The sequence below is a fragment of the Rhodococcus sp. 14C212 genome (assembly GCF_011058195.1).
Classification (GTDB): Bacteria; Actinomycetota; Actinomycetes; order Mycobacteriales; family Mycobacteriaceae; genus Rhodococcus; species Rhodococcus aetherivorans.
Genome location: NZ_JAALEH010000017.1, coordinates 43,983 through 57,483, shown reverse-complemented (window position 1 = coordinate 57,483; position 13,501 = coordinate 43,983). Strand labels below are relative to the sequence as shown.

11 protein-coding genes and 1 pseudogene are annotated in these 13,501 nt (G+C 71.1%); 5 read left to right on the top strand and 7 right to left on the bottom strand.

The annotated features are described in order from the left end of the window. Positions 1-65: 65 nt before the first annotated feature. Positions 66-1,051 (top strand): annotated as a pseudogene (locus G6038_RS10715) (TIGR03560 family F420-dependent LLM class oxidoreductase). A 16-nt stretch (positions 1,052-1,067) separates the two neighbouring features. Here the strand turns inward: G6038_RS10715 and G6038_RS10710 are convergent. Next, a complete protein-coding gene (locus G6038_RS10710) occupies positions 1,068-2,612 on the bottom strand; it encodes a SpoIID/LytB domain-containing protein (RefSeq protein ID WP_165037662.1) in 1,545 nt (514 codons plus the stop codon). A gap of 326 nt (positions 2,613-2,938) precedes the next feature. Here G6038_RS10710 and G6038_RS10705 point away from each other — a divergent pair, with 326 nt between their 5' ends. Next, entirely contained in the window at positions 2,939-5,005 is a 2,067-nt protein-coding gene (locus G6038_RS10705; protein WP_165037632.1) for an N-acetylmuramoyl-L-alanine amidase, read from the top strand. A 47-nt stretch (positions 5,006-5,052) separates the two neighbouring features. Here the strand turns inward: G6038_RS10705 and G6038_RS10700 are convergent, their stop codons facing one another. Both G6038_RS10700 and G6038_RS10695 read right to left on the bottom strand, forming a co-directional pair. After that, the gene (locus tag G6038_RS10700; protein ID WP_165037631.1) at positions 5,053-5,874 is read right to left on the bottom strand and encodes an HAD family hydrolase; all 822 of its coding nucleotides are present in this window, start codon (positions 5,872-5,874) and stop codon (positions 5,053-5,055) included. A gap of 87 nt (positions 5,875-5,961) precedes the next feature. Next, on the bottom strand, positions 5,962-6,723 hold the full coding sequence (locus G6038_RS10695; protein ID WP_165037630.1) for a lysophospholipid acyltransferase family protein: 762 nt from the start codon (positions 6,721-6,723) through the stop codon (positions 5,962-5,964). A 173-nt stretch (positions 6,724-6,896) separates the two neighbouring features. Here G6038_RS10695 and G6038_RS10690 point away from each other — a divergent pair, with 173 nt between their 5' ends. Beyond that, positions 6,897-8,447, top strand: coding sequence for an MBL fold metallo-hydrolase (locus tag G6038_RS10690; RefSeq protein WP_165037629.1), 1,551 nt, complete (start codon positions 6,897-6,899; stop codon positions 8,445-8,447). 38 nt (positions 8,448-8,485) lie between these two features. On the opposite strand, the gene G6038_RS10685 is transcribed toward G6038_RS10690, so the two are convergent. Together G6038_RS10685 and G6038_RS10680 are read right to left on the bottom strand one after the other, a co-directional pair. Further along, the gene (locus G6038_RS10685) at positions 8,486-9,481 is read right to left on the bottom strand and encodes a hypothetical protein (protein ID WP_165037628.1); all 996 of its coding nucleotides are present in this window, start codon (positions 9,479-9,481) and stop codon (positions 8,486-8,488) included. Positions 9,482-9,492: 11 nt separating this feature from the next. Then, positions 9,493-10,671 carry an MFS transporter gene (locus G6038_RS10680; protein WP_165037627.1) on the bottom strand — a complete coding sequence of 393 codons (1,179 nt, stop codon included), beginning with the start codon at positions 10,669-10,671 and terminating at the stop codon, positions 9,493-9,495. Between the two features lie 168 nt (positions 10,672-10,839). On the opposite strand from G6038_RS10680, the gene G6038_RS10675 reads away from it, so the two are divergent. Both G6038_RS10675 and G6038_RS10670 read left to right on the top strand, forming a co-directional pair. Further along, a complete protein-coding gene (locus G6038_RS10675; RefSeq protein ID WP_202917463.1) occupies positions 10,840-11,259 on the top strand; it encodes a PaaI family thioesterase in 420 nt (139 codons plus the stop codon). A 31-nt stretch (positions 11,260-11,290) separates the two neighbouring features. Then, positions 11,291-11,683, top strand: a complete 393-nt coding sequence (locus G6038_RS10670; protein ID WP_165037626.1) for a hypothetical protein — start codon at positions 11,291-11,293, stop codon at positions 11,681-11,683. Positions 11,684-11,784: 101 nt separating this feature from the next. Here the strand turns inward: G6038_RS10670 and serS are convergent, their stop codons facing one another. Together serS and G6038_RS10660 are read right to left on the bottom strand one after the other, a co-directional pair. After that, positions 11,785-13,047, bottom strand: a complete 1,263-nt coding sequence (gene serS / locus G6038_RS10665) for a serine--tRNA ligase (RefSeq protein WP_165037625.1) — start codon at positions 13,045-13,047, stop codon at positions 11,785-11,787. Between the two features lie 42 nt (positions 13,048-13,089). Continuing rightward, positions 13,090-13,479, bottom strand: a complete 390-nt coding sequence (locus G6038_RS10660) for an ankyrin repeat domain-containing protein (protein WP_165037624.1) — start codon at positions 13,477-13,479, stop codon at positions 13,090-13,092. Positions 13,480-13,501 lie beyond the last annotated feature (22 nt).

Sequence of the window (13,501 nt, the reverse complement as noted above, 5' to 3'; positions counted from 1 at the left end):
CGGCCGGCATCCGCGTCACCTTTCGTTGGCGCACAAGCGCTTCGGAGGCGCTACGGTTGCGTTCCGTGAGCATCCGACTCGGTTACCAGGTCCCGAACTTCACCTGTCCCGGACCGGCCATCGACATCTTCCCCACCGTCGCCGCCCAGGCCCGCGCGGCCGAGAGATCCGGGTTCGACACGGTGTTCGTGATGGACCACTTCCATCCTCTGCCCCTGATCGGTTCGCCCGACGAACCGATGCACGAGGCCTACACGACGCTCGCGGCGCTCGCGGCGGTGACGACGTCGATCCGGTTGTCGGCGTTGGTCACCGGCAACACGTATCGCAACCCGGCCCTGCCGGCCAAGACGGTCACCACGGTCGACGTGATCAGCGGTGGCCGCGCGGTGCTGGGCTGGGGGCGGGCTGGTACGAGCTCGAGCACCGGCCCTACGGTTTCGAGTTCGGTTCGCTGCGTGAGCGGTTCGAACGGCTGGGGGAAGCGCTCGAGATCGTCGTGCCCATGCTGCGGGGCGAGCGTCCCTCGGTGGACGGCAGGTGGTACCACACCGAGTACGCCCGGAACGAACCCCGGGTGCGCGACGACCTGCCGGTGCTGATCGGCGGCGGGGGCGAGCGGCGGACGTTCGCCTTCGCGGCCCGTTGGGCCGACCATCTCAATATCCTCTGCGCCGCAAGCGAAATACCGCGCAAGCTGGCGGCCGTCCGGGCGCGCTGCGCGGAGATCGGCCGCGCCCCGGCGTCCCTGGACGTCAGTTACCTCGGCTACGTGATGATCGACGCGAACGGGGATCGCGCCCGCGATCTGCACCGGCAGTTCCTGCTCGCCCGGGGAATCGACCTCCGCCGGCTCACGGAGCGCGAATCGGCGGCCGCCACCGATCGGCACTTCGTGGGAACACCGGCGGAGGTGGCCGAGGAATTCGATCACCGGGTGCTTCGGCACGGCATCGGCCGACTGATCGTCAATCTCGTGACGAACGGCCACGAGGACGGGATCGTCGAACTCACCGGCCGCACACTCGCAGATCTGCTGGCCGGCCGGTAGAGCCGGGGAAGAGACGCTACTCGGCGCTGCCTGTGCCCGGCAGCCACTCGCGCATGATGCTCGCGTCGATCACCTGGGCGCCGAGGTCGGGGGTCCAGACGATGATGCCGCCGGTGAAGACGCGGAACTTGCCGCGTTCGTCGGGCAGCATCAGCTCCGGCCCGACCGGGGTGCCCAGGGTGCCGTCGTGCCCGCCGAGCTCGAGGTACTTCTCCTCGATGGGCGAGCCCTGGCCGGTCTCGAAGGGTTCGTCGCCGACCTCGGGGCCGGGTTCGGGCGCGGGGGTGGACGGCGGAACCGCGGCGTCGGCACCCTCCTGGACGGTGAACCAGTCCGAGCGCAGGCCCAGCTTGGCCCGCGCCTCGGCACCCGTGGTCTCGACCGTGCGGTCGGCACCGACGATGCGCACGTGGGTGACGCGGCCGCCGTCGGCACCGAGGTTGTTGCGGCCGACGATCTCGAAGGCCTGCAGTTCGCCGACGCCGAAGGCCGTGCCGACCTCGCCCGCGGTCATCGTCTGGGCCCACTGACGGTTGGGGGCGACGGCGTCGCCGAGGTCCTCGACGGACGGGAAGGTGCCGCCGGCGGAGTAACCGCCGGTCGAAGCCGAGAACTCGCTGGCGACGACCTTGCCGTCCTTCATGAGGACGGTCCCGCGGGTCGAGTTCACCGCCTCGTTCGTGCGCGGGTCCTCCTTGCCGGACCCTGCATACACCTGGCAGCTCTGGCTGTCGCACGTCTGCCACAGCGCCGAGCGGTTCTCCGCCGCGGCGTAGGAGCGGGCGGCGATGGCCTGCGCGCGCAGCGCCTCGGCGCCGCCGGTGTCGGCCCAACCGGGCAGCGACTCGGCCGGGACCACACTGAGCAGGTAGTCCTCCATCGACAGCCGGTTGACGGTGCGCGGCGCGGAGCCGTCGAGGACGACACCGAGGGAACCGCGGTAGGGCGCGCTGTTGCCGCAGAGCTTGAGGTGTTCCGCGGCGGGCCGGGCCTCGCCCATGTCGACGGGGTCCACCCACGGCAGGTCGGCGCGGCCCTGCCACAGCACCTCGCCGGAACACCCGGCGGTGACGACGACGTCCGCTCCCCCGTCCGCCGTGGGCGTCAGGTGGGCGGCCTCGCCGGGTCCGGTCTGCCTGCCGGCGACGGTCATCCCGGTGTCGGAGTACACGTCGAGGGGCGCGTCGTCCTGCCCGACGAGCCGGACCGCGATCATCGTGTTCTCGGGAAGCGCGCCGAGGGTGGTGCCGCCGTAGTAGTGCCCGAGGATCCGGTCGGCGGACCAGCCGTGCTCGGTGGCGTAGCCGTAGGCGCCCCACTGGCCCATGCCGCGACCGTGGCCGTGACCGAAGCCCACGAAGGTGAAGGGGGTGTCGGCGGCCACGGCCTGTGCGACGTCGGGTTCGGCGCGCACGTGCATCACCCCGCCGATTCCGGCGCCGACCAGCAGCGCGGGGGCGAGGCCGATCGCCGCGGCGCGGGCCGTGGCGGGCCGCCAGCCGTTGCGGAGGGGGTGTCCGACGACGAGACGCCGCCGGCGATGGGTCCGGCGGATGGACATTCGTGGCATGCGCTGCACTCCCTCGTTCTCGCACCGTGTGCCGCCCGGACGCAGGTCCGCGCGTATCGGACATTCGAGACGGATCCTCAAGCTCAGGTTGAGGCTTAAGGTTGTCTGCGACTAGTGTGGCAAGAGTGACTGGATGAAGCAACAACAGCCACACCAGTAACACCAGAATCACAAGTTGCACACGATTCTCGGCCGTTCCGCACTTCGGGTCGTCCGGATGACGGAGGATTCGGTTCGATTCGAGCCGGCTCCTCGGCCTCGGCCGAGCGCCGCCCGGCCGCCGAGGACCGCCGCGAACACCGACAGGGAGAAGCACCGTGCCGCATCGCCGACCGAAGCCGTCGATCGTCCTGGGTGCCGTCGCCGCCCTGGCCGTCGCCAGCCCATTCGCCGTCTACGGCGTCACGAGCACCACATCGGACGTCCGCTCCACCAACGAGTCCGTCCCCATCGTCGTACCGCCGGAGATCGCCGAGGTCGTCCTCGCCTCGGTGCCCGACATCGTGATCCCGATCCACGAACTCACCGGCCTGAACCTGCCGGACCTGAGCCTGAAGGAACTCGCCGCGGGCCTGCCGGAGATCGCCGCGCCCGCCCCGTCGACCACCCCGGCGCCCGCACCCGCAGCCGCCGACGTCGTCGATCGCATCGGCGCGACCGTCAAGCAGCTCACCAGGGACGCCCCGTTCAGCATGATCGCGCTGGCCGCGAAGGACGTCGCCGACACCGACGCGCGCATCCGGGCCCAGCGCGAAGACGGCAGCTGGGGGCCGTGGACGGCCACCGAACCGATCGACACGAGCCGCTCCGACCGGACGCCCGACGAGCGGGCCGGCACCGAACCGATCTACGTCGGTGCCACCAAGGCCGTGCAGGTGCTGCTCACTCCGCGCCCGGCGCCCGAACCGACGCTCGCCGGCGCCGAGATTCCCGCCCCGGTCGCGCCGCCGGCCGCACCCGCACCGACGCCTGCTCCGGCCCAGCCGGAACTGGGGTATGCGCCGGCGTCGTCGTCACGGCCGCTGCACACCCAGGAACCCGCGCAGGCCGCCGCCGACGACGTCAGCGCCGTGCTCATCAATCCGGGGTCGAGCAGCGCCGACGCCGCGCTCGAGGACATCGCCGGTCCGGTCGGAGGGTCCGGACCGAAGGTGATCACCCGAGCGCAGTGGGGCGCCGACGAGTCCATCCGCTGCCAGGACGCCACCTACGACGACGAGCTCGGCGGCGCCACCGTGCACCACACCGCCGGCAGCAACGACTACTCCAAGGCCGAATCGGCGGAGATCGTGCGGGCCATCTACGCGTACCACGCCCAGACCCTGGGCTGGTGCGACGTCGGCTACAACGTGCTCGTCGACCGCTACGGCCAGATCTTCGAGGGCCGCGCCGGCGGCCTGGACAAGCCCGTGCAGGGCGCGCACGCCGGCGGCTTCAACGAGAACACCGTCGGCATCGCGATGATGGGCGACTTCTCCAACGTCGAGCCACCGAAGGCCACGGTCGACGCGGTGGGCCGCTTCCTCGGCTGGCGGCTCGCCAAGGCCGGTCTCGACCCCGAGGGCGAGACCACCATGTACTCGGAGGGCACGTCGTTCACCCCGTACCCGCAGGGCGCGGCCGTGGACCTGCCGATCATCTTCGCGCACCGCGACGTCGGCAACACCAGCTGCCCCGGCGACTCCGGCTACGCGAAGATGGACCAGATCCGTGAGATCGCCGCGGCCACCGCGGCCGGGCAGAGCACCACGCCCAGTACCCCGAGCGACGACTCGTCCGACCTCGTCTCCGACAGCCCGCGCGCGCAGGTGCCCGACGTCGACGCGGGGGCTCCGGCCACCGGATCGGCGGACCGCCTGCCCGACACCGGCTCGGCCGAGAAGGTCGCGGACCTGGTCGGCGAGCTGATCCGGCTCACCGACAACTCGCCGCTGGCCCAGAAGTGGATCGCCGAGGGCGGCGAGACCGGCCGTCTGGGGACCGCCGTGTCCGGAATCCTGCCCGCCAAGGCGGGCTACGAGCGCGCCGAGTTCGTCAACGGCGCCATCTACACCTCGCCGAACGGCGGCGTGTGGACGGTGCTCGGCGAGATCTACAAGACGTGGCAGCGCAACGGCCTCGACACGGGTGAGCTCGGCCTGCCGACCAGCGACGAGTACCGCGTGCCGGACGGCTGGCGCTCGGACTTCGAGTTCGGCTCGCTGATCTTCAACGAGCTCACCGGTGCGGTGACGAAGGTGCTGCGCGCCTACAACGACGCGTACGAACAGGCGGCGCCGCAGCCCGCCGGCGCGCCGGCACCCGCCCCCGAAGCCGCACCAGCACCGGCACCGGAGGCTCCGGCACCCGCCCCAGAAGCTCCCGTGCCCGCGCCCGCGCCCTAGCCGGCCGCCGGTGCCCTAGCCGACTGCCGGTCCCCTCGCCGGGGCCGTCACCGCCACCAACGCTCGAGGATGCGGGCCACCCCGTCCTCGATGTTGGTGGCGGTGACCTCGTCCGCGGCCGCCTTCGTGTCCGGGTGCGCGTTCTCCATCGCGACCCCGTGGCGCGCCAGCGACAGCATCGGGATGTCGTTGGGCATGTCCCCGAACGCGACGATCCCGTCGGCCGCCACCCCCAGGTGCTCGGCCATCAGCTGCAGGCCCGACGCCTTCGTCACCCCCGAGGCGGAGATCTCGATCAGGCCGTTGTCCGTGGAATAGGTGACGTCCACCAGGCCGCAGAGCTGCGGAGCCAGCGCTTCGGCCATCTCGTGGCTCGTCGCCGACGCCATCCGGATCAGCAGCTTCACCGCCGGCTCGGCGATCACCTCGTGGTCGGCGAGTTCCGTGTTGTCCGGATTCAGCCACGCATGCTCGTAGCCGGGGGCGCTGACGAACTGCGGCGTCGCGGCGTCGTGGGCGCTCGCCCCGATCCGCTCGGCGGCCAGACCGCAGCCGGGCAGCACGCTGTTGGCGACGTCGGCCACCCAGGCCAGCTCGTCCGCGGAGAGCACGGCGGCGCTGAGGACCCGGTCGGCGGCGCTGTCGTAGAGCACCGCGCCGTTGGCGCACACGGCCATGGGCGCGAAACCGAGTTGCTCGATCACCGGCGGGATCCATCGCGGCGGACGGCCGGTGGCCAGGACGAACGGCGTCCCGGAGGACACCACGGCCTGCACCGCCGCGCGGGTGCGGTCCGAGACGCGCTCCTCGTCGTCGATGAGGGTGCCGTCGACGTCGGTGGCAACCAGGCTCGGCAGATCTCGTCTCACTTCGCCATTGTGCCGGTCCGCCGCGACGCGGCGCATCCGGACGACCCGGGCGTTACCGTGCCGCGGGCCTTACCGCGGCTGTCGTCGTCACCGGTCGGTGCCGGCATCCTTCTGCGCCCGGCGGGCCTTGCGCGCGGCGGTGTCGGCGTCGTCGAGCGCCGTGGCCTCCGCGAGCGTGGGCGCGGTGCCGCCGAGCCGGGCGGGCACCCAGTACGCACCGGCTTCGTGGACGTAGCTGCCCTGCAGGTCCCGCAGCATGCGCTCCATCGTCTCGTGCAGCTCCGCGGTCAGCTCCGACGCCGACGCGTTCGGCGCGATGGGCTCGCCGACGGCGATCGAGATCGGCGTCTTCGTGCGGCCGAGGCGCTTGGGGTGCCCCTTCGTCCACACCCGCTGGGACCCCCACAGCACCACGGGGATGATCGGCACGTCCGCCTCCAGCGCCATCCGCGCGGCACCCGTCTTGAAGCCCTTGATCTCGAAGCTGCGGCTGATCGTGGCCTCGGGGAAGACCCCGACGAGCTCGCCCGCACGCAGCGCCGCCACCGCCGCGCGGTAGGAGTCGGCGCCGTCGGCACGGTCGACGGGGATGTGCTTCATGGCCCGCATCAGGGGACCGGAGATCTTGTGGTCGAAGACCTCCTTCTTCGCCATGAACCGGATGTAGCGCTTGGAGGTGCGGGCGGGCAGGCCCGCGTAGGTGAAGTCCATGTAGCCGACGTGGTTCATGGCGATCACCGCGCCACCGACGGCGGGGATGTTCTCGGCGCCGGTGACGGTGAACTTCAGTCCCTGCGCGGCGAAGACGGTCCGGGCGAGGCCGATGACGGTCCGGTAGAAGGGTTCCACAGTCGGTCAGAGTAGCCGGATCGGTGCCCGCGGGCTCCGTCCGATGTCCGCCACCCGCCCGATTCGGGATCAAATGCCCGTATCCGGCCCCGGTTCACCGCCTGGACGCGGCGCCGCACCGGCGTCCCCCTACGCTGGGTGGTACGTCGGTCAGCACGTCAGGAGGCAACGAAGTGCAGATCACCAGCGTCGGACACGCCGGGTTCCACATTCAGACCGCAGCGGGGTCGATCCTGTGCGATCCGTGGGTCAACCCCGCGTACTTCGCGTCGTGGTTCCCCTTCCCGGACAACACGCAGTTGGACTGGGACAAGCTCGGCGACGTCGACTACCTGTACGTCTCGCACCTGCACAAGGACCACTTCGACCCGGAGAACCTGAGCAAGCACGTCAACAAGGACGCGACGGTGCTGCTGCCCGACTTCCCGGTCCCGGACCTGCGCCGCGACCTCGAGCAGCTCGGGTTCACGAAGTTCCTCGAGACGACCGATTCCGTCAAGCACACCGTCAGCGGCCCCAAGGGCGACCTCGACGTCATGATCATCGCCCTGCGCGCGCCCGCGGACGGGCCGATCGGCGACTCCGGCCTCGTCGTCTCGGACGGCGAGACCACGGTGTTCAACATGAACGACGCCCGCCCGGTCGAGATGGACTCGATGCTCGAGGCGTTCGGCCGGATCGACGTCCACCTGCTGCAGTACTCGGGCGCGATCTGGTACCCGATGGTCTACGACATCCCCAAGCGCACCAAGGCGAACTTCGGCAAGCAGAAACGCCAGCGCGGCATGGACCGCTGCCGCAGCTACATCGACCAGGTCGGCGCGACGTGGGTGGTCCCGTCGGCCGGGCCGCCGGTGTTCCTCGACCCGGCGCTGCGCCACCTCAACGACGACCACGGCGACGAGGGCAACATCTTCCCCGACCAGATGGTCTTCCTCGAGCAGATGCGCCTCCACGGCAACGACGGTGGCGTGCTGATGATCCCCGGCTCGGTACTCGAGGTGCACGGCAGCACGTCGATGACGCTGACCCACCCGATCCCGGACGCCGACGTCGAGCGGATCTTCACCGACAAGGCCGCGTACATCGAGGAGATGGCACAGCGCCTGGCCCCGGTGCTCGAGGCCGAGAAGGCGACGTGGGCCCCCGCCGAGGGCGAGCCGCTGCTCGGCCCGCTCAAGGCGAAGTTCGAGCCGATCATGGCGCAGTCCGATCTGATCTGCGACGGCATCGGCTACCCCGTCGGCCTGGTGATGGGCGACGAGACGGTCGTGCTGGACTTCCCCAAGCGGGTCGTCCGCGAACCCATCGAGGGAGAAGGCAAGTACCGCTACGGTTTCCGCATCGCGCCGGAGCTGGTGCGCACGGTCCTGCGCGACGACGAGCCGGACTGGGTGAACACCATCTTCCTGTCCACCCGCTTCGAGGCGTGGCGTGTGGGCGGCTACAACGAGTTCCTCTACACGTTCTTCAAGTGCCTGACCGACGAGCGGATCGCCTACGCGGACGGCTGGTTCGCCGAGGCCCACGACGATTCCGCGTCGATCGAGCTGGGCGGGTTCGAGATCCAGCGCCGCTGCCCGCACCTGAAGGCCGACCTGTCGAAGTTCGGTGTCGTCGAGGGCACCAGCCTCACCTGCAACCTGCACGGCTGGCAGTGGGACCTCGTGACCGGCCGCTGCAAGACCTCCCGCGGTCACGAGCTGCGCTCCCGCAAGCTCTGACCCCTCGTCGCGTGGGTGTGGCCGAATGTCACATGGGTTCAGTTCGATCGAACGCGTGTGACATTCGGCCGCAGCACGTTCGGTCGGAGCACATTCGGCAACAGGGCCGGCACGGCGAGCACCAGCGCCCCCAGCGCGACGAGCGCGTACGGCCACCACTGCCGCTCGGCGGTCGCCTCCACCGCCGTCGCCGCGACGTCGCCCGACGACGCCGGAGCCGGCGACTTCGGCAGGGCGGCCGTCGCTTCCCGCACGTTGTCCGAGACGCCCGCGATCACCCCGGTGACCGGACCGACGCCGTCCACGAGCTGCCCGGTGCCGTCGACGAGTTGCCGGCCGCCGTCGTCGAGGAGCATCAGGCCGTCGCGTAGCTGCCGCGAGCCGTCGGCAGCCTGCACCATACCGGCGACGAACTGCGCGTCCGGGTCGCCCAACTCGTAGGCGAGCTGCCGAGCGCCGCCGCGCAACTGTTCGAGCTGCGCGAGCGTCTCCGGGCCGATCCCCTCGCTGTCCAGCCGGCCGACGAGCCCGTCGAGCCGGGCGGCGGCCTCCTGGGACACCGGGTCGGGCGACCGCCGCAGGGTGCCGGCGACGACGGTCAGCTGCTCGGTGACGCCCGCCTGCATCTCCCCGAAGCCGGTGAGCCGGTCGACGACCTGGTCGACGCCCCCGCTGACCTGGGTCGCACCGTCGCCGAGCAGGTCCACCCCGCCCTGGAGCTGCCCGAGCCCGTCGGCGAGCTGCTGCCCACCCGCGCTGGCCTGCGCGAGCCCGTCGGCGAGCTGGTGGGCGCCGTCGTCGAGCTGGCGGCTGCCGTCGGTGAGCTGCCCGATCCCGCCGCCGAGAAGCGCGAGCGGCAGCCCGGCCTGCTGCAGATTGCTGCGGGTGTCGGAGAGCGGGTCTCCGGTCGGCGCGGGCGGTGCGACGGCCGTCGTCGCGACGGTGGGTGCGTCGGCGTAGGCGAATGCGGAGCCGGTACCGATCAGGCCGAGACCGGCGGCGGCGAACAGGGCGGGGACGAGACGGGCACGCATGGCGGAGGACGTTAGTCCGGCGAATTAAGAGGTGACTGAGACGGCGGCAGCCACCGCGTCGCCGCCACGGCCAGGCCGAGCAGCGGCACGGCGCACGCGGCGAGCACCGCCGCCAGCGGCAGCCAGACCGTTCCGAGCGCGAAGCCGGCGTAGACCGCCACCGACGCGACCTCGCCGACGAGGCCCGAGACCGACGTCACCGTCGCGCGGGCGGTCCCGCTCATCGCGTCCTGCATCCGCGCCTCGGCAACGATCATCGCGTTGTGCAGGGCGCCGTAGCCGATCCCGATCGCCACGAATCCCGCCACTCCGCCGAGCGCGGCACCCGCCGCCAGCAGCACACCCCCGGCGGCGATCACCGCCCCCATGGCGCGACCGGTCATTGCCGCGGTGCGGCCGGCCGTCGCGGCGCCGAGCACCTGTCCCGCAACGGTGATCGCCACCAGCACCGGCGCCGCGGACGTGCTCGCGCCGCCCTCGCGCGCCAGTAGCGCGAAGTACTCCTCGAACGCGAGGCACGCCGACAGCAGCGCCGCGAGCAGCACCGCGCGGCGCACCACGGCGCTGCGTCGCGCCTCACCCGTCCCGGCGTGCAGGACCGCCAGATAGCGAGTCACGAAAGCGCCTGGAACGGCGCCTGTCTCGTCCGCCGAGGCGTTGCGGGGCGCGGCCGGCAGGGTGAGCACGAGCAACCCGTTGCCGACGGTGATCGCCACCGACAACCACCCCACCGCCGCGTAGCCGCCCACCGCGAACAACGGCGCGGCCGACAGCGTCGCGACGAGGACGCACAGCGTCTCGCCGGCGTTCGCGTAGCCCAGTACCGCCGGATACCGGTGCGCCGCCCCGCGTGCGGACAGTTCGTCGTACACCAGGGCCTCGAACGTCCCGGACTTCAGCGACTCGCTGATCCCCCACGCCACGAAGCCCGCCGCGAACCCCCAGTAGCCCGGGAACAGCAACCACAGGGCGAAGCCCGCGGAGAACAGGACGGCGCTGAGCAGCAACAGGCCCCGGCGGGACACCGTGTCGGCCCACGCCCCCGACGGCACCTCCGCGACGAACGCCACGACGGACCACAGCACGAAGAGCGACGAGATCTCGCCCGTACCGAGGCCGTGGTCCTCGAACAGCAGTGCGTAAAGGCCGTAGAGCGGCACGAGTTCGCGGGTGGCCGCGTACGCCACCACGCGAACGGTCAGGGAAGAGGCGGAGCCGGATCAACATCGGTGTCGCATGGCTCCAGGGTGGCACGCGCGGACGGGTTTGTCACCGCGCGATACGGTCGGCTGGTGACCGAACGCCAGCGCATCTACACGTGGGACGACCCCGCCCCGACGTCCGCCGCGAACCGCGACATGCAGGGCCTCGACTTCCTGCGCGGCCTGATCGACGGCTCCATCCCGCACCATCCGACGTCGCGCACGCTCGGCTTCCGGGTGACCGACGCACGCGAGGGCTGGGTGGAGGTGAGCATGGAACCGCAGGAGTTCCACGCCAACGCGGTCGGCAGCGTGCACGGCGGCGTGATAGCGACGATGTTCGACACCGCCATGGGGTTCAGCGTGTCGAGCACGCTCGAGGCCGGTGTCGGGTACACGACCCTGGACCTGCAGGTCCGGTATCTGCGGCCGGTCCAGGCCGGCAACGGCGTCGTCCGCGTGCACGGCATCTGCGAGTACAGCGGCCGTCGCACCGCCACCGCCCGCGGCGAGGCCCGCGACGAGAACGACCGGTTGCTCGCGACCGCGTCGACCACCTGCCTGATTCTGCGCTGACAACCGTCGCCGGACCCGCACACTGAAGAACATGAGCGTGGAACGCATCGCACTGGACCGCTTCTTCACCCGGTACGGAGAGGCGCTCGCCGGGTTCGACGCCGAGTCCTCGGCCGCGCTGTGGGGTGAACCGGGCACGATCCTGACGGATTCGTTCGCCGGATCGTTGGCGAACCGGAAGGAGATCACCGAGGCGCTCGCGCAGAGCAACGAGACCTACCGGAAACACGGCCTCGCCGGAGTGGGGCACGAGTTGCTCGACCTCTCCCCGGTCACCGACAAGATCGTGCGGGCCCGGGTGCGCTGGTCGTTCCGCGACGCGAACGACGCCGTGATGGCCACCAGCGACTACGAGTATCTGCTGCGCGACGACCCCGACGGCCTGCACGCGTACGTGGCCGTCGGCTGCGACCCGGGCAGCTGACGGCGTCGGCCCTCCCGGGCGCGGGGTGACCGAATGTCACATGCGTTCGATCCGAGCGAACCCATGTGACATTCGGCCGCCACCCCACGCGGCGGAACGTCTCAGACCGGCGGTTCGAGCACCTCACGCCCGACGAACGGCACGAGTGCCGAGGGAACGCGCACGGACCCGTCGGCCTGCTGGTGGTTCTCGAGGATCGCGACGAGCCAGCGGGTGGTGGCGAGCGTGCCGTTGAGGGTGGCGGCGATCTGCGGCTTGCCGTTCTCGTCGCGGTAGCGCACGCCGAGGCGACGAGCCTGGAAGGTGGTGCAGTTCGACGTGGAGGTCAGTTCCCGGTAGCGCTCCTGCGTGGGCACCCACGCCTCGCAGTCGAACTTGCGGGCCGCCGACGAGCCGAGGTCACCGCCCGCGACGTCGATGACCCGGTACGGCACCTCGATCGCGGCGAGCATGTCGCGCTCCCACGCGAGCAATCGCTGGTGTTCGGCGGTGGCGTCCTCGGGCTTGCAGTAGACGAACATCTCCACCTTGTCGAACTGGTGGACCCGGATGATGCCGCGGGTGTCCTTGCCGTAGCTGCCGGCCTCGCGGCGGAAGCACGACGACCAGCCCGCGTACCGCTTCGGGCCGCCCGACAGGTCGAGGATCTCGCCGGAGTGATAGCCGGCGAGCGGCACCTCCGAGGTGCCGACGAGGTACAGATCGTCGTCGGCGAGGTGGTAGATCTCGTCGGCGTGGGCGCCGAGAAAGCCGGTGCCCTGCATGATCTCCGGTCGCACGAGCACCGGGGGGATCATCATCTGGAAGCCGTTGGCGACGGCCCTCTGGGCGGCGAGCTGCAGCATGCCGAGCTGCAGCAGCGCGCCGTAGCCGGTGAGGAAGTAGAACCGGGCGCCGGAGACCTTCGCGCCGCGCTCCATGTCGATCAGCCCGAGCGATTCGCCGAGGGTCAGATGGTCCTTCGGCTCGAAGTCGAAGGTGGGCAGCTCGCCGACGGTCTCGAGGGTGACGAAGTCGTCCTCCCCGCCCGCGGGGGCGCCCTCCTGCACGATGTTGGAGATCGCCATGTGCGCGCGCCCCAGCGCATCCTCGGCGGCCTGCTGCTCGGCCTCGAGCTTCTTGACCTTCGCGGCGAGTTCCTTCGCACCGTCGAGCAGCGCGGGCCGTTCCTCCGGGGAGGCCTGTCCGACCTTCTTGCCCAGCGCCTTCTGCTCGGCGCGGATGTTGTCGCCGGCCAGCACCGCGGCGCGGCGGGCCGCATCGGCCTCGAGCAACGCGTCGACGAGACCGGGGTCCTCGCCTCGGGTGCGCTGCGAGGCACGGACGGCGTCGGGGTTCTCGCGGAGGAACTTGAGGTCGATCACGAGGTCACAGCCTACTCGGCGCCGTCTGCGGCCGATTCCGACCTACTGTGCCCACAGTTGCAGGCAGTCCTCGCGTTCGAACATCCTCGCCGACTCCACGGCGTTCGGATGCCCGGCGTACGGGTCGGCTCCGGCCTCGGTGAGCACCCGCACGACGTCGATCGCCCCTTTGAACACGGCGCCGGCGATCGGCGACTGCTCGCGGTCGTTGAGCCGGTCGACGTCGGCGCCCCGTTCGATCAGGGTCCGCACCGCGTCGGCGTGACCGTGGTAGGACGCCAGCATCAGCAGGGTGTCGCCCTTCTCGTTGCACAGGTTCACCGGCACCCCGGCATCGACATAGGCGGCGAGCGTCTCGACGTGCCCGGCGCGGGCGGCATCGAACAGTCGCTGCGCGATCTCCTGGACTTCGGGATCGATGGGCTCCGCCATGTGTACCGAAGTTACCCGGAGC